The following is a 25,040-nucleotide window of genomic DNA, read 5'->3' as shown; positions in this document are numbered from 1 at the left end:
CAAACTCCCCCTTATGCTTGTGACGCAGCTTTTTGCTCAGCAGGCTGCTTTTGCTCAGCAGGTTGAGCAGGAGCAGCTGGTTTGGTCGCTGGCGCAGCTTGTTGAGGTGCTGCAGCTTTAGGTTGATATGGTTTGGCAACAACTTGTTGTTCTGGTTTAACCTTCGCAATACCATCAACAATGACTTTATCACCAGCAGTCAATCCAGCAGTCACAATCCAGTTCTGACCATTTACACCAGAAGTCGTCACAGGACGAGGCTCAACAACACCTTTCGCATTGACAACCATTGCCAGTGCTTGGCCTGTTGGCGTACGTGTTACGGCTTGCTGTGGAACCAAGTAAGCATTTGGAATGACGCCTTGAACAATTTGTGCATTGGCAAACATACCTGGAAGTAACAGGTGATTTGGATTAGGGAACACTGCACGTAAAGTGATTGTGCCTGTATCTGGGTTTACACTTGCATCAGAGAACTGTAGATTGCCCTCGATCGGGTAAGTACTTCCATCTTCAAGACGTAAACGAACTTTGGTGTTGTTACTACGGTCAATGCTGCCTTGACTTAACTGTTGTCTAAGGCGAAGCAATTCAGCGCTTGATTGGTTGATGTCGACATAAATCGGATCAAGCTGTTGAATCGTGACCAAAGCATTGGCTTGATTTGCAGTTACTAAAGCACCAGCAGTTACACTAGAGCGGTTAGATTGACCAGAAATTGGTGCGCGAACAGTTGCATACCCTAAGTCAATTTGTGCATTACGCACGATGGCTTGTGAAGCGGCAACATCTGCTTCGGCCAATTTAACTTGTGCAACAATATCATCATATTCTTGCTTTGAAACCGCGTTAATACCAGTCAGCTGACTGTAACGATTGGCTTTAACACGTAGTGCATTGAGGTTCGCTTGTTGACGAACTAAAGTCGCTCTAGCGTTGTCCAAAGTTGCACGGTTAGTACTTGAGTCAATTTGATAAAGAGGTTGACCTTCACGAACGAAGCTACCTTCGGCAAATAAACGCTTTAGAATTACGCCGCTTGTTTGTGGTCGTACTTCAGAAATTTGATATGCCGAAGTTCTTCCTGAAAGTTCAACTGATTGTTCAATACTTTGTGGTTGAGCAACAATGACACCTACTTCAGTCGGTGGCATTTTCTGTGCGGCAGCAGCTTGCTGTGCATCCTTTGGATCTTTGCTACAACCCACAAGTGCAATACTTGTTGCTAAAGCACAAGCAGTAAGGGTTGGTGCCCAAAGCTTTGCTGACATCATTATTCCACCTCGTTTAGATCTTATCTAAAAAGTTATTTGTTTTAAGGTATACAAACTTGTTAAATGCGCATTGCAATAATGCAATCCACATTAAACCGATACTCCATCCGGCAAGAACATCAGTTGGATAGTGAACGCCAAGATAAACTCGCGATAACCCCATGCAGATTGGCCATAAACCAATCATCATCATAATGACTTTACTATGTGTTTGTTTCTGAAATATAAACAGTAAAACATAGGCAATTACGATCGAGTAAATACTATGTGCACTAGGAAAAGAGGCACCATAGCTTTGAACCAATGCTTCAGCTGCGTCTGGTCGCGGACGTTGAATGAGATACTTAAGCATCCAGCCAATAGCGCCACTGCCAAAAACAGCCAAACAAATAAAAGCCACCTGATCGTAGCTTTTAGAGCGTAATAACCTTACACAATATATGCCGCAAATAAGAAGTACTGTTGCTGATCCCCCTAGTATGGATAAAGTTACTGCAATTTCATCCAAAAAGGTAGTGCGATGTAAACTCGCCCATACAACTGCAAGTTGATCATAATTTTGGATGCTCGGGTTAAGCATCCAGAGACAACTTATGATGAACCCAATACCGCTTATTATGGCGTAGGAATAAGGCATCTGTTTGACCTAAATAAAATTAACCGATTTCGTAGGGATTAATTTAATCGCTAAAGTGTACTTGTCGGTACACTTTTTTTCAAGCGTTACAAATACGAATTAATATCAATAATTTTGCTTAAATTTTGTTGCACATAAATAGTTTTTTTATGTGTTGTTAAATCGTTATCTACGGTGTGTTTTTAGTGTTGCTTTCTACATCAACTGGGGTTTTAGGTGGCCAGAAAAAGTCCATTGGTCGTGTGAAAAAGTGGGTATAAACCAGTTTAGCCAAGGGTTTCCACTGTTCAAAACGCACTCGTCTTGCTCTTAATGCTACGACGACAGTGAGGCTGAAACTCACAAATAAGTTAGTCAGACCGATGAGAAGTACACCGAGGAAGGAAACAATGATGAGGCCGATATCAGGTGTACCACTAATGCACAGCAAGCCTTGTATAAAGTTTGCAGAAGCAAAGGCAATGTGTCTGATATCTAAAGGTAAGCCTAAAATAAAGCCTAAAGTCCCCATACTGCCTAACATAATACCGAATAAGAAGTTACCGGCGAGTGCACCTAAGTTACGCTGTACGTAGTCAGCAAAACGGTCGAGTCGTGCTTGCCCCATGAGTCGCGCAAAACGTTGATGTGCTTTTAGTCGAGGTCCAATTTTTCTATAGATTGCAAGGTTGTCAAAGTAACCTGCAATCAAGCCGGATAGAAATAAACAAACACCTGCAATCGCAGCATGTGGAATCGCCAAGGAAGTAAACGGGTTGAGACTATGGAGCAGGGCATCTGCTTTTGCGTGTTTGAGTAGAGGTTCATCTAAGGCGTATTGCCAGAAAAAGGTAATTAATGCCGCAGTGGGTATCGCAATCGAGATATTACCTAAAATAGCGATGAACTGTGTTCGAATAATATTGACAATGAGTCCAGCAAGTTCAGCCAATTGTGCTGTTTTAGAGCCTTTGCGATGCTGTACTGTGGCTGCAAGAGCAGCGGCAGTCATGGCTGGCTGCTTGGTGGCAACGGTAAAATGTAAAACATGAATCAACATAAAACCAAAGGCGTAATTCATACTGTACAAAAATGCCTGCATCATTGGTGCCAATGTTAGACGAGAAGCTAAAATCTTCAGCGTGGCCATGGTGGCAATGATCATACCAGCACCAGCAGCTGAGCGGTACATGGCGAAAAAGCCTTTTTTGTCTGTACTTACATAGTGTTCGCCGGTTTTACTGGCATTTTCAGTCACCTGTAAAGAGATCAATTCGCTATTGCTTGCCAAAAGGGCACGTACACTGTGTTCACTTGAGTGAGCTTCTACCACATCAGTTAATAACTCACCGATGGCAATGTAGCGGATGTCATCTTCTTCAGTCAAAATATTGAGTAACTGCTCTGTGCGATGTAGACATTGCTCAAGTAAAGACAACAAATAGGTCAGACTAATACTGACCCCAATACGTTTGGTTGCACGGCGAATCTTAGAAACAACATCGTGGCACTGTTCCAACATTACCAGCGCTTGAGAAGCATCTGGAAAACGGATAGCCAGATGTTGATCCTGTTCACGATGTGCCCGTTTATAGGATTCGATGAATTCTACAATTTCACGGTTTTGTACTAAAAAAGGTGATTCATAGTCAGATAATTCAGGCTGAGCATTAATAAACTCAGGATATAAGCCGATACCACTAATACGATAAGACAGTACAGTGATGGCTTTAATAATTTCATGCTTAATACTGTTACTGGCTGGGCGAGTTTGCTGTGAGAGCGGAAACAGCCGAAAGAGTTGAATCCAGCTTTGATCAGAAATATTTTCCAGCCAAAATCGGTCATGTCGGTCATAAAAGACTTTGGCCAGCAGATCTTGCAACTGGCTTTCATCATTGAGTAGGGGTAAAAAATGCGCACCAATACGTTGACTCAATTGGTTCCAAAAACCATCTAAAGATAAAATGCCACTGTCAGCATACAAACTGGTTTGTTTATAGCGATTGATGAGATTGAGTAGATAGCTTTGTAAAGTATAGGTTGCAACAGGCTGGCGTAATAAGGCTTGAATAAGTGCCTGGATTTTTTCTTGAATTTCTTTGTTGTCGTTGCAATTAATTGGGCGGATTCGCTGCACCAATTTAATCAATAAGTTTTCATCAGGAACAGTAGAGGGGTTCTCTAACTGTTCCTGCATGCTCAAAATTAGGTCATTAAAGTGAATATGCATAGGCAAGAAAGTCTGCTCATTTTATTGAATTCGGAATAGCGCCATATTGGCCAAATTACCTAAGGCTTGACGATATGGACTTTCAGGTAAAGCTTGTAATGCTTGTAGCGCTAAATCTGTTTCTTGTTGCGCGCGGCTACGACAATAGTCTAAAGCACCAGAGCGATGAACAATATCAATCACTTGTTCAAGTTCTGAAGTACCTCCTGTAGAGATACTACGGCGAATGATGTCATGTTGCTCACCCTGCGTATTTTTCAGCGCAGCGATCAGTGGTAAGGTCGGTTTACCTTCCATGAGATCATCACCAATGTTTTTGCCCAATGTTTCAGCATCAGAAGTGTAGTCTAAGATGTCATCAATAATTTGAAAGGCATTACCGAAATGACCTGCGAAGCGACGAAGTGGTTCACGATACTGTGGTGTACCCGCTAAGATCGCAGCACCTTCTGTGGCCAATTCAAATAGTCGAGATGTTTTACCATGAATAATACTTAAATAGGTATTTTCATCTGTATCTGGTTGATGCTGTGCTTGTAATTGTAGTACTTCACCTTCGGCAATTTCGCATGTACCTGTTGAAAAATCTTTCAATAAGGTCATATTGTCTAAGTCGACCAATAGATCAAATGCACGTGAAATTAAAAAATCACCTACTAAAACGGCAGTTTGATTGTTCCAAGTAGCATTTGCAGTGGGTTTGCCACGTCGTAAACCTGACTCATCGACAACATCATCATGAACGAGAGTTGCGGTATGAAGCATTTCAATAATTGCAGCAAGCATTTGTGAACGCTTAAGGTCTGTTTCCCCACAAGCGTGGGCAGCGAGCAAACACATAATCGGGCGCATACGTTTGCCACCTGCTTCTACCACGTGTTTACTGACAGACATGACTAAAGCAACTTTAGAACTAATTCCCTCATTGATAAGCTGATCCATTTCGGCAAAATCTGTAGCTACAGGCGCGAGAATATCTTGTTTAAAGTCGATAGTCATGTAAAACCATCCTCTATGAGTATTAGATGTAAATATAGTTAAAAAGTTGTTTGTGCTAAACGAATATGTTGCACATTGATACATTGAATCAATGTAAACATCAAGTTTTAGCGATGTAGGGCATAAATTTGATTTACACGGCTACAATCCCCCAAAGTTTTAATATGGTAACGGAATTGTTTTAAAAATCTATTTCATTTTTAACACATGATGCCATTGAATGGCTTAACTTTGTTAAAATTAACATTGATAGTTGCATTAAAATCAATCGCTTAGTTCTTTGATAAACTATTTATTAAATTTGCTTGTTGTTTGTTTTGAAATCTCTTAAAATATGCACCCTTATGCCCCAGTGGCGTTCGTTTTAAGATCGATATATTCCTTTATCGGCACGACGACACGGGTTAGTTTGGAGTACATTATGTACGCAGTAATCCAAAGCGGTGGTAAACAGCACCGTGTTGTTGAGGGTGAAACTCTCAAAGTTGAGTTATTGAAAGCTGAAACTGGTTCAACAATCACTTTTGATGATGTGTTGATGCTTGTAAATGGTGACAGCATTCAAATCGGTGCTCCAGTTGTAGCTGGCGCGAAAGTAACTGCAGAAGTGGTTAGCCATGGTCGTCACGACAAAATCCGCATCATCAAAATGCGTCGTCGTAAACATTACCGTAAACAACAAGGTCACCGTCAATGGTTCACTGAGTTGAAAATTACTGGTATCGCAGGCTAATTACGAGGAGTAAGAGACATGGCTCACAAGAAAGCCGGTGGTTCGACACGTAACGGTCGTGATTCAAACCCAAAAATGCTAGGTGTTAAAATGTACGGTGGTCAAGCTGTGACTGCTGGTAACATTATCGTTCGTCAACGTGGTACTGAGTTCCACGCTGGTGCAAACGTAGGTATGGGCCGTGACCATACTTTATTTGCAACTGCTGACGGCGTAATCAAGTTTGAAGTGAAAGGTCAATTTGGCCGTCGCTATGTATCTGTTGAAGCTGTATAAGTTTCTTTAGATCAGGAAAAACCCACTGTTTAGTGGGTTTTTTTATGTCTAAACGGAAGGGGAAATAGCGTGATTTTCTTCACGAAGATGAAGAAATTTAAACATTAAAGGTATATAACAATACAAAACTTCTTATATTCCAGATTATTAGCTTTAAAAAATGGTTTAAGATAGCGTTTGCATTGATCATCTGTGTGGTAAATAGCAGATCAATATAAATGAATTTAGGTGAAGACTTATGAAAATGCTGGCTAAAACATTATCTGTGGCTGTATTGGGTACGGCGTTCCTTGCACCAGTCATGAGTAGCGTTGCATTTGCAGCGACTGCAGCCTCAGAACAACAAGCAACACAGAATTTGGTTCGCCAATTAACAGGTGTAAAAAGCTTTACCGCAAATTTTGAACAAAGTACCAAAGTAACTGCTGGAGCTAGTCGTACACCACAAAAGAAAGGATTATCTGCACAGCATATGAATCAAACCTTTAAAGGTGAGATGAAAGTTGAACGTCCTGGTAAGTTCTATTGGCAAACCTTTAGTCCAGCTAAGCAAACCATTGTGACTACAGGTAAAACAGTATGGATTTATGATCCAGACTTACAACAAGCTGTACGTCAAAGCCTAGATGCACAAGTTGCCAATACTCCAGCGCTGCTGTTGTCAGGTAATGTTGACCAGATCATGCGTGCTTATCGTGTGACTCAACCAGACCAAACTAAAACGTATTACACTTTATATCCTAAAAATACCGAAGGGGCATTTCAAAATCTAACGATTAGTTTTGGTGAAAATAAAACACCTGCACTGATGATTTTGCAAGATTCTTTGGGTCAAACCACGACTGTGCGTTTTAATAATGTGAAACTCAATGCTACGATTCCAGCTTCAGTGTTTAATTTCACACCGCCAAAGGGTACAGATATTATTGATCAATAATTTCAGTACTGCTTTGCTGTATTGAAAACGTTTGAGTAGCAATCAGTTAAAGAGAACTTGTTGCATGTTTTAAGAGTGAAATAGCACACAGCTTGCTGATTATACTCACGATTGTTTTAATCAATTACATCCTCAAATAAATGCCTCCCTTTTTTTAAAGGGAGGAAAGCTTGCAAATTTATAGTACATAACGGTCTAACTTCCGCTGCGATGGTGGTTGAAATCTAATCTTTTTCATATTTTCTGCTTTATTCAGCAGAGTTTCTTCATAGTACTCTAGGGCTTAGCACGATATGCTCTCGAAATCATTTGCTTTGGCTTTTTGTTTTTGAGTGCAGTGTCTTACGGATTGAACTTGAGTTATCGGGCAGAATTTAGGTTTTAATGCATGATATTGATCATAGTTAAGTGAAAAACTAGGCGAAACCTAATCGCTAACTCAATGAGTTATGATCAGATCACTATATTTTTTATAGTGAAGCGCTTACACTATGTTGAGCTTTATTTTCAAATAGATTGATTATGATTGACCCAAAATTACTCAGAAATAATATTGAGGCTGTAAACGCAGCTTTGGCTAAACGTGGTGTACAACTAGATGCAGCTGAATGGGCAGCATTAGAGGTACGTCGTAAGGAAATTCAGTCTAAGACTGAATCTTTACAAGCAGAGCGTAATGCTGGTGCTAAACAAGTTGGTCTTATTAAAAAATCCGGTGGGGATGCTTCTGAGTTGATGGCACGTATGTCAGCAATCGGTGATGAGATTAAAGCCGCTGAAGTTGGACTGAATGAGCTTCAGGCTGAACTCGAAGCGAAATCACTGAGTATTCCAAACTTGCCAGATGAGTCAGTACCAGCAGGTAAAGATGAAAGTGATAACGTTGAAATTTTAACTTGGGGTACGCCACGCCAGTTTGATTTTGACATCAAAGACCATACCGATCTCGGTGAATGGATGGGCGGACTTGAGTTTGAAACTGCTACGAAGTTGACTGGCTCACGCTTTAGCGTATTGAAAGGTCCATTGGCAAAGCTGCAACGTGCTTTGACTCAGTTTATGTTGGATACTCATACTGAACAACATGGCTACACAGAAGCCTATGTTCCATATTTGGTCAATGCTGACTCTTTGCGTGGAACAGGGCAGTTACCCAAGTTTGAAGAAGATTTGTTTAAGTTGCAGGGTGAGAAAGAATATTATTTGATCCCAACGGCTGAAGTTCCTGTAACTAACTTTGTTCGTGACGAAATCATTGATACAGAGCGCTTACCACTGAAGTATACAGCACATACACCATGTTTCCGTAGTGAAGCAGGTTCTTATGGTCGCGATACACGTGGTCTAATTCGTCAGCACCAGTTTGATAAAGTTGAAATGGTGCAAATTGTAAAACCTGAAAACTCAATGCAAGCTTTAGAAGAGTTAACAGGACACGCAGAACGCATTTTACAATTGCTTGGCCTGCCATATCGCAAAATCATCCTCTGTGGTGGTGATATGGGCTTTGGTGCGACCAAAACTTATGATTTAGAAGTTTGGGTTCCAAGCCAAAATACTTATCGTGAAATCTCTTCATGCTCAAACATGGGCGATTTCCAAGCACGTCGTATGAAGGCGCGTTTCCGTGTTGACCAAAAGAAAACCGAATTTGTGCATACGCTTAATGGTTCTGGTTTGGCTGTAGGTCGTACTTTATTGGCGGTGATGGAAAACTATCAACGTGAAGATGGTTCAATCGAAATTCCTGAAGTTTTACGCCCATATATGCGTAATGCTGAGTTTATTGATTAACTTCTCCATTGCCCCCTGTTTTTTGCTAAAAGGTTGTGTTGTACCGTGGATATTTTTCCAATTTCATTAAAACTACATCAGCAGCCTTGTTTGCTTGTTGGTGGGGGGCAGATTGCTTTACGTAAAGCACAGTTGCTGGCAAGAGCTGGCGCTGTGATTGATGTCGTCTCCCTTGAGATTACTGCTGATTTACTTCAATTGGTTGAGCAGACTCAGGGGAAATATATTCAGCAGCAGTACGCTGATGATTTAGCCTTGGCGCACTATCGTTTAGTGATCGCTGCTACAGATCAAGCAAAAGTCAATCAACAGGTCTTTGAGCGCTGTGAAGCCTTAAATGTGTTAGTCAATAGTGTTGATGATATTCCGAACTGTCGCTTTATGATGCCTGCAATTGTTGATCGCTCACCTATTGTAGTTTCTATTGCAAGTAACGGCACTTCACCTGTTTTAAGTCGACAACTCAGAACCCAACTCGAAAGTCTGATTCCACATCAGTTTGGCCGTTTGGCTGAATTTTCAGGTGTGTGGCGTAATCGTGTGAAGGCACAGATTCCGAACCCTGACGAGCGCCGTGTGTTCTGGGAAGAGCTCTATGCAAGTCCTTTTAAAGACTGGGTATTACAACAACAAAATCAACAGGCCGAAGCCTATATACAGCAAGCTTTAAGCACGTGGAAAATGCCAAAAGGGGAGGTGTATTTGGTTGGAGCAGGTCCTGGTGATCCTGAATTATTGACACTCAAAGCGTTGCGTTTAATGCAACAAGCGGATGTGGTGATTTACGATCGTTTGGTCTCTCAGCAAATTTTAGATTTGTGCCGCCGTGATGCTGAAAAAGTTTACGTCGGTAAGGCACGTGCACAGCATACCTTGGACCAAGACAGTATTAATGCCTTATTGGTAAAATATGCTGGACAGGGTAAACGGGTGTGCCGTCTAAAAGGCGGTGATCCTTTTATCTTTGGTCGCGGTGGTGAAGAGATCGAGGAGTTGTTTGCAGCAGGTATTACTTTTCAAGTCGTACCGGGTATAACCGCTGCATCGGGCTGTGCTGCTTATGCTGGAATTCCTTTGACACATCGTGATTATGCACAAAGTGTACGGTTTTTAACTGGGCATTTAAAAGCAGGTTCACCTGAGTTGCCATGGACTGAATTGGTCTATGAACATCAGACTTTGGTGCTTTATATGGGAATTGTTGGGCTTGAAACAATTTGTCAGCGTTTAATTGAGCATGGTCAGCGTCCGAATATGCCAGTTGCACTGATTTCTAAAGGTACAACAGCTGAACAAAAAGTCGTTGTCGGAACTTTAGCTGATATTGCAGATAAAGTAACTGAACATCAAATACAGGCACCGACTTTGACCATTATTGGTGAAGTGGTGTCATTACATGAAAAACTGAATTGGCAATCTCAAGCGATTGTCTAAAGTTAAAATAGAGAAGCACAGTGATTCACGTTGTTTTATACGAACCAGAGATTCCAAGTAATACTGGAAATATCATTCGCCTATGTGCCAATACTGGTGCTCAACTCCATCTGGTTAAGCCATTAGGTTTTGAGTTGGATGATAAAAAACTTAAACGTGCTGGTTTGGATTACCATGAATGGGCACGTATGCAAATCTGGGAAACGATTGAAGATTGTCTGACTGCGCTAGCAAAGCAGGGAATTAGCGTCGATGCAATTTATCCAATGACCACCAAAGGCTCGGCTTTACCCCATCAAAGTGAGTTGAATCGACCTGTGGCATTATTGCTTGGGCCTGAAACACGTGGTTTACCTGAGCAAGTGCGGATGATGTTTCCTGTCGAAAACTGGATTCGCTTACCGATGGCGCCGAATTCACGCAGTTTAAATCTGTCGAATGCGACAGCGGTGATTGTGTATGAGGCATGGCGTCAACAGGGCTTTAAAGATCTTATTTAAGCTGCTCTAGATCTTGTTCTAAGCTAAATGAAAGCAACGATTTGTCGTTGCTTTTTTTTATATTTTTGCTGTGAGTTGTTCTGCTGCATCATACTTTTGCTGTGCATCAAGCACATGTTGCATATTGCGCTCTGCCCAGAGTTTAAATGCTAAAGCACTTTGAGCCAGTTCATGGCCAAGTGGAGTGAGAGAGTACATGACTTTGATAGGGCGTGTATCGAGAAGCTCACGTTGGATAAAACCATCTCGTTCTAACATTTTAAGTTTTTGTGAGAGTACCTTTGGCGAGATTCCAGCGATAATTTTCTTTAGCGCATTAAAATGAGTAGGCTGAGTTTGTAGTGTATCTACGATAAATAACACCCACTTGTCAGCAAGATTACTAAAAAATAATCTAGAGGGACAATTGGGATGGTAAATATTGAAAGCTAAGGCTTTTTCCATGAGAAGCACACCGAATGATGGTTATGTGAACAGCATATCATGACCAGTTACCATTTGGTAACTAATTGACATCTAGTTTCTAAAATATACTATATGAATTATTCAATTGATTAGAGAGAACAAGATGTCTAAAGTCGCCGTTGTATATTATTCTGGTTATGGTCATACCCGTGTTGTTGCTGAAACATTTGCTCAAGAAATTCAGGCACAGTTGATCGAGATTGATCAACAAGGTGAGATTGATGAGCAGGCTTGGCAGCAACTTGAAGATGCGGATGCAATTGTCTTTGGTGCTCCGACTTATATGGGCAGTATGCCGTGGCAGTTTAAAAAGTTTGCTGATCAAAGTTCTAAAATGTGGTTTAGTCGAGCGTGGCAAGACAAAATATTTGCAGGTTTTACTAACAGTGCTAGTTTGAATGGTGATAAACAAGTGACACTGATTAATTTTCAAACCTTGGCATCACAGCATGGTGGAATTTGGGTGAGTTTAGGTTTAGCTCCGTCAAACACAAAAGCAGCACAGCGTAGTGATATCAATAACCTAGGTGGTTCGGTGGGTTTACTCGTGCAGTCTCCTGCTGATGCATCTATTGAAGAAATAGCCAGTGGTGACTTAGAGACTGCGAAAGCTTATGCACGACGGGTAAAACTGATCACAGATAAGTTTACAGTGCATTAAGATATCCATCAAAAATAAGTCGGTTAAAATAACGAAGCAAAAAAAATAGGCTGTTTGTTAACAGCCTATTTTTTTGAGAAGAGTGTGAGATTACTCGTGTTCATTATGCTGCGGTGCAGGATAACGGAAACCACGTGTTTTGTAGGCCAGATAGCCAACACCAATTGCAGCCCAGATTAAGCCAATTTTTAATGCAGATTCATCAATCTCAAGCCACATTAAGAAAACACTAGCAAAACCAAGCGTCGGTATGACGATATACTTAAAGATATCGGCAGGTGTTTTATTTCGACCATCTCGCAGTGCATAACGTGATATCACTGAGAAGTTGACAAAACTAAAGGCTGTCAAAGCACCAAAACTGATTAGGTTAACAATATGCTCAAGGCTTAAGAAACCAGCAGTTAAGGCAACTACACCCACGATTAAAATGTTATAGGTTGGTGTATGAAGCTTTGGACTAATATGACCAAAGATCTTTTTGTTAATGACACCGTCACGACCCATAACATACATCAAGCGTGATACACCTGCATGTGCAGAAATACCTGAAGCCATAACCGCAACTACAGCGAAGTAGAGCACCATGGTTTTAAAAGCAATACTACCAATCGCTGCAACCATAACAGGCTGTGATTCATCGAGTGGGTTGAAATAAATATTTGGATTACTCGGGAAGTACAACTGGATAAAGTAAGTACTTACGATAAAGATAATCCCTGCAATAAGTGCCGTGGCAAAAATTGCACGTGGAAGCGTTTTTTCTGCATCTTTGGTTTCTTCTGCAAGTGAAGACAGTGCATCAAAACCAGTAAATGAGAAGCATAAAATCGTCGCACCACCAATTAAGGCAGCGACCGAAGTCATTTCATTCCAAAATGGAGCCATACTCCATAATGCAGCTTTGTCTGGGTTAAGCGTGCCGTCAGCGTAAACACCTTGGGTGAGCAATACATAGACTTGGTAAACAAAATAGAATATTACACCCAGTTGAATAACAACGATGGTGCTGTTAAAGCGTGCAACAAAACGAGAGCCAAATAAGTTAATGACTGTCATTATTGTCGTTAAGGCAATGACCCAGATCCAGTTATTTACTTCTGGATATAGGGCGCGTAGATAAATATCTGCCAATATAATGTTGACCAATGGCGAGAGTAAATAATCTAACCACGACGACCAGCCCACCATAAATCCAACATTGGGATGAATAGATTTTTGAGCATAGGTATAAGCAGAACCAGACGATGGATAACGCTTAATCATGTGCCCATAACTAATGGAGGTAAGTAGTATGGCAAATAGAGCAAAAATATATGAGGTTGGAACATGGCCTTGACTTCCATCTGATACAAGACCGAAAGTATCAAATAAAGTTAGTGGCTGAATATACGCTAAACCAATAATGATAATGTGCCATAGCACGAGATTTTTTTTGAGTTTAGCAGCAGGTGGAGTCCCAGGAATATTTGTCAACGGCGGAATCCTCATAGTCGTTGATCAAGGATCAGTCTTAATGATTAAGGACCGTTTGAGACGAACGATCCCCCCCTAAGAATAAACAAAGCGCGCTAATCTAATCTAATTTGATTTTATCTGCTAGCGCCTTTGTTGGATTTTTTGCAGAAATTATGCCAATTAAAAAAATCCACGCCTTTCTGAAGTTACAATGTAAAAGCCCGATGTTTGAAAAAACATCAGGCTTGAACTGGGGGTATATTGGCTGATTTTTTTAAAATTACCAAGCTTTTTCTAAAATCATTTTAAGATCTTGTAAGTTGGTTTCTTTTGGATTGAATATAATAGAACCATCGTTGAGTGCTTTTTCAGCAACTTCATCAAGTTGATCTTGGTTTATACGGCCTGTTTCACTCAATGTGCGTGGTAATTTAGTCAAGTCATAGACACGATCGCGCATGGTTAAAATCACATCAATCGCCTTGTCAGCACGTGCATCCGCAGGGGTTTGTGCATAAATGTCCGCACCAGCTAAGGGGAGGAGGAGGTCTGCGATTTTGTCATGATTGACCTCTTTGTTGTACTGAAGTACATAAGGCAAAAAGAGGTTCATACAAAGTCCGTGCGGTAAGTGTGCAACTGCACCAAGCGCATGTCCAAGTGAGTGCACTAATCCAACCATAGAGTTGGAAAATGCTACACCAGCCATGGTAGAGGCTTGAGCTAACTCTAAACGTCCTTGCACATCATTAGGCGACTCAAGAACAGTAAACAAATTCTTTGCAATTTTCTTGATCGCAGCTGTTGCATAAGCATCGCTCATTGGGTTAGCTGCTAGGCAAGTATAGGATTCAACAGCATGCGTTAATGCATCCATCGCTGTCATTGCTGTTAAATGAGGTGGCAGTGTTTGCGTCATGCGTGGATCTAAAATGGCAGCATGCGGCATAAGGTATTGCGATGCAAAAGGAAGTTTAATATTACGTTGATGATCAGAAACCACAGCAACCATCGTTGTTTCTGAACCTGTACCTGATGTTGTTGGAATCACAAAAAAAGGTTTGAGTGGTCGAGTTAAGTTGTGGGCTCCTGAGTATTTCAGTAAGTCATCACCACCTTCAGAGACCAAGATATTGGTTGCTTTTGAGGTATCAATCACAGAGCCACCACCGACAGCAATAATCGCATCACATTGGTGTTCGCGATAGGCAGCAGCTGCTGTTGCGACTGTTTCTAAACTTGAATCTGGTGGTACATCATCAAAAATACATGCCAATTCAATATCACTTGCTGCAAAAGCAGTTTCAAGTGGTGCAAGGAGTTGATTACTACGCACGCCTTTGTCCGTGATGATCATTGGTCGCTTAGAACCTAAGATCGCAAGCTCAAAAGGAATGTGCTCAAGCGCTGCATGACCTGCGATAACTTTAACTGGGCAAAAAAACTCATAATAAGATTTGGTCATGTCAGACACCTCCTTTGAAATATGATTGGGCAACTTTGAGATAAATATTTGCTGCGCTATTTATTTTTTCTTTAAAGCTCAGTTGTTGTGGGTATTCTTTCACTGCGAGTTCAGCGACAAGTTTAGGCAAAATTAAGGCCTCCATTTTGTTGAGGCAGCGTACCAAACGTATGGCATGACTTACATCACCGTCTGCAATCATACGATCATTGGCAAAAGATCTTGCCGTACTTTCTTGAAATGAGAACACCAGAAAAGCGTGATGCAAATGCTTGAAAGTGATCGTGAGATCTGGCTTTTTGTCGAGTTGTTTAACCAATGTCAGCTGTTTTTGTGGATTCACTTCAAGCACAAAAGCAGGTCCCTTAGGGAAAACATTCATGGATAGACAAAAGCCGACTGGGAATTGTGCAATTTCATGTTGGATTTCAGTGTCTACTTGGCTGGCCATAACTAAACCACGACCAATGACGTCCATCATGAGTTTGACATAGGCGGTTTCAAGTGTGGGTTTTATCGGTTTGGAAAAAATCACGCTACTGTCCCTTGTTTAATCGTACTTATGATTTAGAGTAATTACTCTAGACGGGTCTAATGAAAAAAGATAGTGTCTTAAAGGTCTGTTAAATTCACTTGACTAAAAAAATCTTGTTGTTTGAAATACTCTACGACATCTTGGCACAATTGTGTATAGCTTGGATAGTTTTGTACAAGATCACAAATTCTTACCATTTCTAGCCCCGCATAACCACAAGGATTAATGGTATGGAAGCCATTTAAATCACAGTCGATATTTAATGCAAGTCCATGATAACTACGACCACGGCGAATTTTAAAACCAAGCGAGCCAATTTTATTTTCATTGACATAGACACCAGGTGCATCTGCTTTGGCATAGGCTTCGATTTGATATTTCTTGAGTAAATCAATCATCAGTTGTTCAGCAAAACTGACTAGTGCACGTACATTCCAGCCTAATCGATTGAGATCGAACAAAAAATAAATGACCAATTGGCCTGGGCCGTGCCAAGTCACTTGACCGCCACGGTCACTTTGGACAACAGGTAGATCAGAGGGGATCAAGATGTGTTCAGGTTTACCGGCTTGCCCCTGGGTGAGTACCGCTGAATGTTGCAATAACCATATTTCATCTGGGCTATTTTGATCGCGCTGTTCTGTATAGCTTTTCATTTGTACAAAGAACTGAGCGTAGTCAGTCAGATCGCGATACTGTTTGATGTTGAGAATAGGTTTTGCAAAGTCATTCATTTGTATTGATTATTCCAAAGTGATGCTGAATTTGATTATAAATCAACAAAGGTTGAATGGAGAGTCAACTGATAAATAATAGTACACCCCTTTGTTTGCACATAGGGGTGTAGGATAAAAGCGTAAAGTCACTTTTAGGGTTTACAGTGCTGTTTTAATTAGTGGGCAAGCTGCCAAATCTGCGTAGAGGGCATGTACTTGTTCTAATTCATCAAAACGTAACTGTGCAGTCAGTGAATGGTATTTACCCGTTCTAGACGGTTGTACAGTCAGCGAAGTTTCATCAAAGCTTGGAAAATGTTTGATTAAAATTTCAACCACAGCTACGCGTAGTTCTTGGCCAGCATCGCCAATCAATTTAATCGGGTAGTCCATAGGAAATACCCAAAGGTCTTCACGCAATTCGCGAGATGGAGTACGGTCGATCATAGTCTTGCTCTCATAATGTATGAAAAACGCCTGCTTAAGCAGGCGTTTTATAAACTTAATATCAAAATGGGGGTGAATCAGATAAATACAAGTGCCGAGCACTTAGCAGTCTAATGATCCATCCAGCATCAGTGATTAGTCATTTTCAAGGAATGAACGTAGGTGTTCAGAGCGTGAAGGGTGACGTAATTTACGTAATGCTTTTGCTTCAATCTGACGAATACGTTCACGTGTAACGTCAAACTGTTTGCCCACTTCTTCTAAAGTATGGTCGGTTGGCATGTCGATACCAAAGCGCATTTTCAGTACTTTAGCTTCACGTTCTGTTAAGTTTTCTAAAACTTCACGTGTTGCTTCTTTAAGACCTTCAGATGTAGCGGCATCAACTGGAGAGGTGATGTTGCTATCTTCAATAAAATCACCCAAGTGCGAATCTTCGTCATCACCAATTGGTGTTTCCATTGAAATCGGTTCTTTAGCAATCTTCAAGACCTTACGAACTTTAACTTCGTCCATTTCTAGACGTTCGCCCAGTTCTTCAGGTGTTGGTTCGCGACCCATTTCTTGCAGTAACTGACGTGATACACGGTTGATTTTGTTGATCGTCTCAATCATGTGTACTGGAATACGAATTGTACGTGCTTGGTCCGCGATCGAACGAGTAATCGCCTGACGAATCCACCAAGTTGCATAAGTAGAGAACTTATAACCACGACGATATTCAAACTTATCAACAGCTTTCATCAAGCCGATGTTACCTTCTTGAATTAAGTCGAGGAATTGCAAACCACGGTTGGTATATTTTTTCGCAATAGAAATTACCAAACGTAAGTTTGCTTCAATCATTTCTTTTTTAGCACGACGAGCTTTCGCTTCACCGATTGCCATACGCTTAGAAATCTCTTTGATTTCTTTTACGTTAAGACTTAAGTCATTTTCAATATCTGCGATCTTTTGTTGGAACGCTAAGATATCTGGACGAACTTTTTCTAAATGGGCTTTGACTTCTGGAGAAGCTTTAGCGATTTGTTCGTCTAACCATGCTGGATTTGATTCTTGAGTCGGGAACGAGGTACGGAATTGAGTACGATCCATACGACCACGACGTACTGCATAACGCATCACTTCACGTTCAGATGTACGGATTTGTTCGTGAGTACCGCGAATCATTTCTGAAATGGTATCAAAAAGACGTGGAGTAAACTTAAACATCATAAAGATGGTGGCTAGAGATTGCATTGCTTCATTGGCAACATCGCTATTACGGCCATGTTGTGCAATCACTTGCTTCGCTTGATTCCACGCATTTTCAAGTTCTTCAAAACGTACACGGGCAATTTCAGGATCTGGACCTGATTCAGCTTCGTCTTCTGAATCGCTTTCTTCTTCCTCTTCCTCGTCGTCATCTAGTTTGACGTCTTTGGTCGGTTTGCTCGCAGTGCTGCGGTCTTCGTCGATCTCTTCTTCTTCAACGATGACTTCAGGGATTTCTTCATTGGTTTCAGGATCAAGGTAGCCAGAAAGAATATCGGCTAAACGACGTTCACCATTTTGGTATTCTTTATATTCGGTCAATACCACTTCAACGGCATTTGGCCAGTAGGCGATAGAATGCAAAACATCTCGAATACCTTCTTCGATACGTTTTGCGATGCTGATTTCGCCTTCGCGTGTAAGGAGTTCAACCGTACCCATTTCACGCATATACATACGTACAGGGTCTGTAGTACGACCAGGTTCATTTTCAACGGAAGCCAATACGGCAGCAGCTTCTTCCTCTGCAACTTCATCAGTACCTTCGGTATTGCCTTCGAACATGGTGTCGTCAGATTCAGGCGCACGCTCATGTACAGGAATACCAACGTCTTGAAGCATTTGAATAATGTCTTCAATCTGTTCGCTTTCAGTGATGGAGTCTGGAAGATGATCGTTAACCTCAGCGTAGGTTAAGTAACCTTGTTCTTTGCCTCGGCTAATCAGAGCCGCTACCTGTGAAGTAGGGGAATGCATATCGCTCATCTTTTGCTTACTCTTTGTTGAATCTGTGGCAGTCGAAAACCGTGCATGATAGCACAATTTAGTTAAAATTAATCATGATAATTTAGTACGCTAACATGTTATGAATCTATTTGGATTTAACATTTGTTGTTCGATAGGTTGGGGCCATGTTCGGTGATTTCAAGTCCAACACTAAAATTATTCATTGTTTTGAATCGAATTGTGTAAGTGTTGCATCATGACACAGTTCCTACCTTAAAAAAAAGCCAAATAAAGAAGAATGTGCTAGTTATTTATCAAATTTCAAAATAATCCTTGACAAGTATATTTAACAAATATAAATAGCGGCTAGGCCCATTTAATTTTTTTAACCGAGGTAGTACTTGTGTCTTCAACCGATTTTGAATTAGATGATAATTTTGGCGACGATGATGTAAGCTTTGATGAGTCAACTGGTAAGCTAAGTGCTAAAGAATCATTGGAAAAACGTAGACTAATTGATGAGTTACTTGCACAACGTCGACTAGATCGTGAATTAAAAGATTATGATTACGATTTTGATGACGAAGATGAAGACGAATAAAGCGTGATGTTTTCATGTGCAATCAATTAAAAATGATGCTAAGCAAGAGCTATTAGAATCAATAGAGCATCAAGATTTGATCGTTTTGTATGAAGTATCTACAACTTCTTGCATTCGCCTGCTAATTGTCATCTTTGTGATGATTACAGTTAGCAATGAAAATGTTATGCTATCCACTTATTGAAAACTACGCTGGAATTGAAATGAGTGTCTTGGATTTAGACGTACTAAGTGATTATCTCGATGGTGACCAAAATGAGTATGGTCTAGATTTTGCTGCTACTCATGGTTTTTTGTCTGCCATTGCTGTTGGTCCGCAATTTGATCGCTGGTTAGATGAACTTTTTGATAATAATCAGAATAAAGTTCCTAAGTCAGTGATTGAGCAAGTTAAACTTTGGCTTGCAGAATTACGTCAAAATTTAGCCAATGAAGAAGGAATTGATTTTCCTTTTGAAATTGAAGAAGCTTCAGTTGAATCAAGTTTAGGGGATTGGAGCGTTGGCTTTGTTGACGCGATGTTCTTAAACGAAGATGCATGGTTTACACCTGAGTTTGAAGAGCAGTTGGTTGATTTAACACTTCCAATGATGGTGTTTAGCGGTATCGACGAAGAAGATCCTCAAATGGAATCTTTCCGCCGTAATGGTCAGTTGATGGATGAAATCGCTGAAGAAATTCCTGAAAATTTAAACGAAATTTATTTGATGTATCACAGCCCAGAATAAGATCAACACCCAATAAGTTGTGTTAATCAAAAAAACCGCAGTTCATGAACTGCGGTTTTTTTAACTTTAAAATCTTGTCAACGTATTAGAGACGTTTACGTTTTGCTGCTGCAATTTGTGATTGGCGCATACGGAAACCACTTTTTTGCTTATCAGTCGTTTTTTCGATGCAATAGACACAAGATACACCATGTTCATAACTAGGTAGTGCAACTTCTTCAGGGCTAAGCGGCCAACCACACGCATGACATTTACTATTTACACCTTCTTCAACACCGTGCGTCACAGCTGTACGGCCGTCAAATACAAAACATTCACCTTCCCATAAACTTTCTTCTGTAGGTGTCTCTTCTAGGTATTTTAAAATACCGCCTTTTAGGTGATAAACTTCATTAAAGCCTTCTTGAAGAAGAAGAGAGGTTGATTTTTCACAGCGAATCCCACCTGTACAGAACATCGCTACTTTTTTATCTTTGTGCTGTTCAAGGTTTTGTTTTACATATTCAGGGAATTCACGAAAACTTTCAGTTTTCGGATCGATCGCACCTTTAAAAGTTCCTGCTTTGTATTCATAATCGTTACGTGTATCGATCAAGATGACATCATCACGCGCAATGAGTTCATTCCATTGCTTAGGATCAAGATAGTGACCAACTAGATCACGAGGTTTAACTTCAACACCAAGAGTAACGATTTCTTTTTTGAGTTTGATTTTCATTTTACGAAATGGTTTATCACTACTTAGAGACTCTTTGTATTCCATAGTGCTAAAGCCTTGATCCAACAAAAATTGATGGATAGTATCAATGGCTGCACGATCGCCAGCCACAGTCCCATTGATTCCTTCATCTGCAACAATTAGAGTACCGCACAGGTTAATGGTTTTTACCAGCGCAAGAAGTTGCTGTTGTAATTCAGCAGCATTTTCGACTTCTTTAAATTGATAAAGCGCGGCAACAACCCAAGTAGTGCTCGTCTGCTGTTCTACAGGTGCAAGCTGTTCTACAGTAGCGTTCATGGAGTACTCCAAATGTATTAAGATAGGTAAAATTTGGCGCATATTCTAACGCGAATTTGTTTTAGAAGCGAGAATCTCTTAAAGATATTATGGAATTGAAAAGGGGAATTTGTGAGTAATCAGCGACGTATACCAACCTTAACACCTTGTGCGGGACGTTGTTCAACGGTATTTGGGGATAGCGTGTGCCGTGGATGTCGACGATTTAGCCATGAAGTCATTCAATGGAATGGCTATGGTGAAGCAGAGCGAATGGCAGTTTGGGCACGTTTGGATGCGCAGTTGGATCAGATTTTAGTCCCGATGTTGGCGCTGGCTGATATGCAACAAGTGGAGCGCTTTATTCAAAGTAAACGTGTACGTGTATTAGCTACGGCAAGTAAAGGCCGATTATTGTATCAAGCATTAAAGCTCTGTGAAAAAAATAAGAATTTTGCAGATGAAAGTGGTTTAGGTCTTCAGTCTACGCAGGTAAAAGCCACTTGGCAGTTATTTGAACAACGGATATTGGCTTTAGCGACAGCGAGTTATGATTTTGCATGGCTTCGAGCAGATGCGATTAAGCAAAATCTATTGCACTGGGGAGAAGAAGAGTTACTCTAAGCCAATATAAATGTTCATAGTAATCAAGTTGTAGGACGTGGATGAATTTTAGTGAATTATTGCTGTATATATTGGCTGTAGTGGTCATGATTGCCACGCCTGGCCCAGTGATGTTGCTTGTGGCAAGTGCTGGGTTAACAGGGGGCTATCGCAAGGCTTTACAGACCATTGTCGGGACCAATCTCGCTTCTTTGATCTTGATTGCAATCTCTGTATTAATCTTAAAAGGTTTTTTAAAGATTGATCCACAGTGGTTTGCCATAGTGAAAATATTGGGCTGTGTCTATATTGCTTATTTGGGTTATCAAATTATTCAAGAAGCACTATCAACAACAGCAGAAGGTGAGTTGCAGCCTTCTCGTGCTTTAAGTGGTGGCTTTAAACAAGGTTTTTTAGTCGCGATTTCTAACCCTAAAGATATTATTTTCTTTGCTGCTTTTTTCCCACAATTTATTCAGGTCAGCAGTGATATCGATTTAAGTCTAATGATCTTAACCATCACTTGGATTATTCTCGACTTCTCTACACTGACAGTGGTGTATTTAGCTTTCAACCGATTATCGAAGTCGCGTTGGTATCACAAGTTATTGGGGGCTTGTGGTGCAATATTATTGTTAGTTGCATTTTACAGCATATATATGACGATATTTGGTAATTAAGAATCAAAATATATCACGAACTTTCATTTCAATATTGATACGGCCAGTGCTGAAAATTTAATTCAGCACTTTTTGTATCTATGTCATGTGAATAGCGCCTAGAACTTAATGTTTGTGTCGCCTTAGCTTTTCATGTTTTGCAAAGCCGTTATAAAAAAATCGAGTTGTTTTTTGCTTTGTAATGCAATGCTTTCATCAAAGCCATCGACTAAAAATCGGCTGATCAGGCCTTCAAGTTGATTAAAGTAAAGTAACGCGATTTCGTCTGCATACACCAGTTCTTGGCATTGTTTTAAGATGAATTGTCTTAACCAGTCTTTATGTGCTTGTGCAAGCATTTGAATCTCTTGTTCTTCGGCAGTTGATTCGGCAACTGCTCTGACAAAAAGACAGCCCTTAAATTGATCTGTTTGAAACCAATTGAGATGCCATTGATAGATCGCATCTAAGGCGTGTTGACCGGTGTGTTGGCCAACAGCCTCGAGTAAACGCTTTTGAAATTGTTGGTCACGCTGTTTGAGTACGGCAAGAATTAACTGTTGTTTATTTTGATAGTAAGTATAAAGCGTTGTTTTTGAACAACCTGACTGGTCGCGAATTAAATCCACTCCAACAGAGACAAAACTGTGCTGATTAAACAGTTGTTCTGCAGTATGCAATATTTTTTGAGCTGATTTAGACATAAGTTAAAATCCATGTTGCAATTAGTACAGATCTGTACTATTTTTCTCATTCTAATTAAATATGCTGAATCAAGCAAGTATCGGGGGCTATACGTGTCAATTTTTCATCTTAAGCCAAAAGTTAGACCCAGCAATGCAGAGATCTTGCGTGCGTTAGTGGGTGCGAGTCTAAGTATTTTAGTTTTACTGCTGCTGAGTCAGTGGTCAAAACAACCTTTGATTATGGCCCCTTTTGGTGCAAGTTGCGTATTGCTTTATGCGGTTTCCCAATCACCTTTAGCACAGCCTCGTAACGTGATCTTAGGACATTTACTTTCTGCAGCAGTGGGCTTAATTGCCCTAAAACTATTGGGTACAAGTGTTTGGGCAATTGCGCTTGCTGTTGGGGTTGCGATTGCTGTAATGCAATATTTTGCCTGCGTGCATCCACCTGCTGGGGCAAATCCTTTGGTGATTTTATTAACTGCACATCAAATGGATTATTCTTGGCACTTTTTATTTTTCCCTGTGCTGCTTGGTGCCGTCATTTTGGTGCTGATTGCTTATGTGGTAAATAATGTGTTCTCAAAACAGAAGTGGCCAACTCGATTAAATTAAGCACGCCTTGGCTTAAATAAATTGAGCCTAGGCAGTGATCTCCCTAGGCTCAAATGCTTTGTTAGATTTATCTGATTAGATATTGTGTGCTAAACGGTATTGCACGATTTCTTCAACACTGATGACAGTAAGTTGATGAGTCTGTGCATAAGACAACACTTGAATACCTGCTGACATTGAGCCATCAGGGTTGGTGAGTTCGCAGAGTACACCCGCTGGTTTAAGACCTGCCATACGCGCTAAATCTACAGAAGATTCGGTATGACCGCGACGAGTCAATACACCACCTTCACGTGAGCGCAATGGGAAAATATGTCCAGGGCGGTTGAGATCGCTTGCAACAGCACCATCACGTACAGCCGCTTGAATCGTTGTTACTCGATCTTGTGCTGAAACACCTGTGGTAACGCCTTGGGCAGCTTCGATCGTGACTGTAAATGCAGTACGGAATTGACTTGAGTTATCACTGACCATTGGTGGAAGTTCTAGGTGGTCAGCTGTTTCCTCTGTAAGACATAGACAAACAATGCCTGAACCATCACGAATCATACGTGCCATGGTTTCAACATTTAAGGTTTCAGCCGCAACAATCAGATCGGCTTCATTTTCACGGTCAAAGTCATCCATAACGACGACAGGTTTACCTTGACGTAAATCTTGAAGGGCTTGTTGCATACGTTGTTCTGCAGGATTAAGGGCTGCAAAGAAAATTTCAGATTGGATTAAACTAGACATTGAAACGCTCTCGTAATTTCATAGTACGTGGGAACATTTCAGGACTTGATGGAAACAGGTTCGCAGCAGTAACCTTTCTTTGAAAAGGCGACTTACGATCTCGTCTTCTTTCATCCGGACTATACCGTCGGCTTTGGCTTTTTACCAAATCTGCTGATCAGCACATGCTGATCGGCTCGTGGGCTGATTAAATCATCATCTTGAATAGAGAGTATTTAAAATACCACCGGTGGGGAATTACACCCCGCCCTGAAGCGATGCATTTAGTATACGCGGATAAATATAGAAGGCGAGGGCTGGTGAGTCAGTAATGTATAATTAATAGCCAAATATATTGGAGAAAATATGCTAATGAAATGAAAAAGTCCGATATAGCATCGGACTTTAGCTCGAAAATTTACTTTAATTTGAAGTCTTAAAGAAAAAATATCCGAGGCATATGAACATTTAAAATATGTTTTACGCGACTTGCACAGGAATGCAATTTGCTGTGTGGTTAACTGTATTGTCTGGATTTGCATACACTAAACGTGGCTTATGCTGTTCTGCTTCCAGTTCAGTAAAATCACCAAAAGTTGCAATAATCACTAGATCACCGACTTCTGCTTGATGCGCAGCACCACCATTTACAGAAATGATGCCTGAGTCGTTTTCACCGCGAATCGCATAAGTAGTAAAACGTTTGCCATTGGTTACATTCCATACATGAATTTCTTCATATTCACGAATGCCAGCAAGATCCATAAGCGTGCCATCAATTGCACATGAACCTTCATAATGTAGTTCTGCATGACTAACGACTGCGCGATGGATTTTGCATTTTAATAAACGAGATAGCACGGTTTGCGTCTCCTGATTAGACTTGAGTTTGAGTCAAATGCCGAGTGTTATTG

27 protein-coding genes and 1 riboswitch are annotated in these 25,040 nt (G+C 40.7%); of the genes, 12 read left to right on the top strand and 15 right to left on the bottom strand.

Features of this window, described 5'->3' with window-relative positions; translation table 11 throughout:
* Positions 1-11: 11 nt before the first annotated feature.
* The 4 genes from Aru01_RS08425 to sdsA all read right to left on the bottom strand — a co-directional run bounded on the left by Aru01_RS08425 (position 12) and on the right by sdsA (position 5,122).
* The gene (locus Aru01_RS08425; protein WP_016655220.1) at positions 12-1,274 is read right to left on the bottom strand and encodes an efflux RND transporter periplasmic adaptor subunit; all 1,263 of its coding nucleotides are present in this window, start codon (positions 1,272-1,274) and stop codon (positions 12-14) included.
* A 13-nt stretch (positions 1,275-1,287) separates the two neighbouring features.
* Positions 1,288-1,854 (bottom strand): phosphatase PAP2 family protein, encoded by a 567-nt coding sequence (locus Aru01_RS08420; RefSeq protein ID WP_228128723.1) that lies wholly within the window; start codon positions 1,852-1,854, stop codon positions 1,288-1,290.
* Positions 1,855-2,080: 226 nt separating this feature from the next.
* Entirely contained in the window at positions 2,081-4,123 is a 2,043-nt protein-coding gene (locus Aru01_RS08415; protein ID WP_016655222.1) for a site-specific recombinase, read from the bottom strand.
* Between the two features lie 21 nt (positions 4,124-4,144).
* Entirely contained in the window at positions 4,145-5,122 is a 978-nt protein-coding gene (gene sdsA, locus Aru01_RS08410; RefSeq protein ID WP_016655223.1) for an All-trans-nonaprenyl-diphosphate synthase, read from the bottom strand.
* A 421-nt stretch (positions 5,123-5,543) separates the two neighbouring features.
* On the opposite strand from sdsA, the gene rplU reads away from it, so the two are divergent.
* The 6 genes from rplU (at position 5,544) to Aru01_RS08380 (ending at position 10,796) form a co-directional block, all read left to right on the top strand.
* On the top strand, positions 5,544-5,855 hold the full coding sequence (gene rplU, locus Aru01_RS08405; protein WP_016655224.1) for a 50S ribosomal protein L21: 312 nt from the start codon (positions 5,544-5,546) through the stop codon (positions 5,853-5,855).
* A gap of 18 nt (positions 5,856-5,873) precedes the next feature.
* Positions 5,874-6,131 carry a 50S ribosomal protein L27 gene (gene rpmA, locus Aru01_RS08400; protein ID WP_016655225.1) on the top strand — a complete coding sequence of 86 codons (258 nt, stop codon included), beginning with the start codon at positions 5,874-5,876 and terminating at the stop codon, positions 6,129-6,131.
* A gap of 238 nt (positions 6,132-6,369) precedes the next feature.
* Positions 6,370-7,068: an outer membrane lipoprotein periplasmic chaperone LolA gene (lolA, locus tag Aru01_RS08395; protein WP_016655226.1), complete on the top strand. Its 699-nt coding sequence runs from the start codon at positions 6,370-6,372 to the stop codon at positions 7,066-7,068.
* 522 nt (positions 7,069-7,590) lie between these two features.
* Complete coding sequence (gene serS, locus Aru01_RS08390) at positions 7,591-8,862, top strand: serine--tRNA ligase (protein WP_016655227.1); 1,272 nt, start codon at positions 7,591-7,593, stop codon at positions 8,860-8,862.
* A gap of 45 nt (positions 8,863-8,907) precedes the next feature.
* Complete coding sequence (gene cysG / locus Aru01_RS08385; protein ID WP_016655228.1) at positions 8,908-10,296, top strand: siroheme synthase CysG; 1,389 nt, start codon at positions 8,908-8,910, stop codon at positions 10,294-10,296.
* Positions 10,297-10,316: 20 nt separating this feature from the next.
* Positions 10,317-10,796: a tRNA (cytidine(34)-2'-O)-methyltransferase gene (locus Aru01_RS08380; protein WP_016655229.1), complete on the top strand. Its 480-nt coding sequence runs from the start codon at positions 10,317-10,319 to the stop codon at positions 10,794-10,796.
* Positions 10,797-10,853: 57 nt separating this feature from the next.
* On the opposite strand, the gene Aru01_RS08375 is transcribed toward Aru01_RS08380, so the two are convergent.
* Complete coding sequence (locus tag Aru01_RS08375; protein WP_016655230.1) at positions 10,854-11,240, bottom strand: winged helix-turn-helix transcriptional regulator; 387 nt, start codon at positions 11,238-11,240, stop codon at positions 10,854-10,856.
* Between the two features lie 124 nt (positions 11,241-11,364).
* On the opposite strand from Aru01_RS08375, the gene Aru01_RS08370 reads away from it, so the two are divergent.
* Positions 11,365-11,922, top strand: coding sequence for a flavodoxin family protein (locus tag Aru01_RS08370; RefSeq protein ID WP_016655231.1), 558 nt, complete (start codon positions 11,365-11,367; stop codon positions 11,920-11,922).
* Between the two features lie 90 nt (positions 11,923-12,012).
* On the opposite strand, the gene Aru01_RS08365 is transcribed toward Aru01_RS08370, so the two are convergent.
* From Aru01_RS08365 to rpoD, 6 genes are all read right to left on the bottom strand, one after another.
* On the bottom strand, positions 12,013-13,398 hold the full coding sequence (locus Aru01_RS08365) for an APC family permease (RefSeq protein WP_155757928.1): 1,386 nt from the start codon (positions 13,396-13,398) through the stop codon (positions 12,013-12,015).
* Between the two features lie 262 nt (positions 13,399-13,660).
* Positions 13,661-14,845: an iron-containing alcohol dehydrogenase gene (locus tag Aru01_RS08360; protein WP_016655233.1), complete on the bottom strand. Its 1,185-nt coding sequence runs from the start codon at positions 14,843-14,845 to the stop codon at positions 13,661-13,663.
* Between the two features lies 1 nt (position 14,846).
* Positions 14,847-15,326: a hypothetical protein gene (locus Aru01_RS08355; RefSeq protein WP_370736883.1), complete on the bottom strand. Its 480-nt coding sequence runs from the start codon at positions 15,324-15,326 to the stop codon at positions 14,847-14,849.
* 131 nt (positions 15,327-15,457) lie between these two features.
* Complete coding sequence (gene lipB / locus Aru01_RS08350) at positions 15,458-16,114, bottom strand: lipoyl(octanoyl) transferase LipB (RefSeq protein ID WP_016655235.1); 657 nt, start codon at positions 16,112-16,114, stop codon at positions 15,458-15,460.
* Between the two features lie 141 nt (positions 16,115-16,255).
* Positions 16,256-16,543 carry a YbeD family protein gene (locus tag Aru01_RS08345; RefSeq protein ID WP_016655236.1) on the bottom strand — a complete coding sequence of 96 codons (288 nt, stop codon included), beginning with the start codon at positions 16,541-16,543 and terminating at the stop codon, positions 16,256-16,258.
* 135 nt (positions 16,544-16,678) lie between these two features.
* The gene (gene rpoD / locus Aru01_RS08340) at positions 16,679-18,619 is read right to left on the bottom strand and encodes an RNA polymerase sigma factor RpoD (protein WP_228128724.1); all 1,941 of its coding nucleotides are present in this window, start codon (positions 18,617-18,619) and stop codon (positions 16,679-16,681) included.
* A 307-nt stretch (positions 18,620-18,926) separates the two neighbouring features.
* Between rpoD and Aru01_RS08335 the strand changes: the two genes are divergently transcribed.
* Together Aru01_RS08335 and Aru01_RS08330 are read left to right on the top strand one after the other, a co-directional pair.
* Positions 18,927-19,124: a PA3496 family putative envelope integrity protein gene (locus tag Aru01_RS08335; protein WP_016655238.1), complete on the top strand. Its 198-nt coding sequence runs from the start codon at positions 18,927-18,929 to the stop codon at positions 19,122-19,124.
* A gap of 203 nt (positions 19,125-19,327) precedes the next feature.
* The gene (locus Aru01_RS08330) at positions 19,328-19,852 is read left to right on the top strand and encodes a YecA/YgfB family protein (RefSeq protein ID WP_040331072.1); all 525 of its coding nucleotides are present in this window, start codon (positions 19,328-19,330) and stop codon (positions 19,850-19,852) included.
* A gap of 85 nt (positions 19,853-19,937) precedes the next feature.
* On the opposite strand, the gene trhO is transcribed toward Aru01_RS08330, so the two are convergent.
* Positions 19,938-20,870, bottom strand: a complete 933-nt coding sequence (trhO, locus tag Aru01_RS08325) for an oxygen-dependent tRNA uridine(34) hydroxylase TrhO (RefSeq protein WP_016655240.1) — start codon at positions 20,868-20,870, stop codon at positions 19,938-19,940.
* Positions 20,871-20,981: 111 nt separating this feature from the next.
* Here trhO and Aru01_RS08320 point away from each other — a divergent pair, with 111 nt between their 5' ends.
* Positions 20,982-21,473, top strand: coding sequence for a DUF1289 domain-containing protein (locus Aru01_RS08320; RefSeq protein ID WP_016655241.1), 492 nt, complete (start codon positions 20,982-20,984; stop codon positions 21,471-21,473).
* 41 nt (positions 21,474-21,514) lie between these two features.
* Positions 21,515-22,132 carry a LysE family translocator gene (locus Aru01_RS08315; protein WP_016655242.1) on the top strand — a complete coding sequence of 206 codons (618 nt, stop codon included), beginning with the start codon at positions 21,515-21,517 and terminating at the stop codon, positions 22,130-22,132.
* A 122-nt stretch (positions 22,133-22,254) separates the two neighbouring features.
* On the opposite strand, the gene Aru01_RS08310 is transcribed toward Aru01_RS08315, so the two are convergent.
* Positions 22,255-22,815, bottom strand: a complete 561-nt coding sequence (locus tag Aru01_RS08310; protein WP_016655243.1) for a TetR/AcrR family transcriptional regulator — start codon at positions 22,813-22,815, stop codon at positions 22,255-22,257.
* A gap of 93 nt (positions 22,816-22,908) precedes the next feature.
* On the opposite strand from Aru01_RS08310, the gene Aru01_RS08305 reads away from it, so the two are divergent.
* On the top strand, positions 22,909-23,412 hold the full coding sequence (locus Aru01_RS08305; RefSeq protein WP_040331073.1) for an HPP family protein: 504 nt from the start codon (positions 22,909-22,911) through the stop codon (positions 23,410-23,412).
* 75 nt (positions 23,413-23,487) lie between these two features.
* On the opposite strand, the gene ribB is transcribed toward Aru01_RS08305, so the two are convergent.
* Both ribB and panD read right to left on the bottom strand, forming a co-directional pair.
* A complete protein-coding gene (gene ribB / locus Aru01_RS08300; protein WP_016655245.1) occupies positions 23,488-24,147 on the bottom strand; it encodes a 3,4-dihydroxy-2-butanone-4-phosphate synthase in 660 nt (219 codons plus the stop codon).
* Positions 24,148-24,245: 98 nt separating this feature from the next.
* Positions 24,246-24,407: riboswitch (FMN riboswitch) on the bottom strand.
* A 199-nt stretch (positions 24,408-24,606) separates the two neighbouring features.
* Positions 24,607-24,987 (bottom strand): aspartate 1-decarboxylase, encoded by a 381-nt coding sequence (gene panD, locus Aru01_RS08295; RefSeq protein WP_016655246.1) that lies wholly within the window; start codon positions 24,985-24,987, stop codon positions 24,607-24,609.
* Between the last annotated feature and the right edge of the window lie 53 nt (positions 24,988-25,040).

This window comes from Acinetobacter rudis, assembly GCF_000829675.1.
Taxonomy (GTDB): Bacteria; Pseudomonadota; Gammaproteobacteria; order Pseudomonadales; family Moraxellaceae; genus Acinetobacter; species Acinetobacter rudis.
This window is presented reverse-complemented; position numbering and strand designations above follow the sequence as displayed.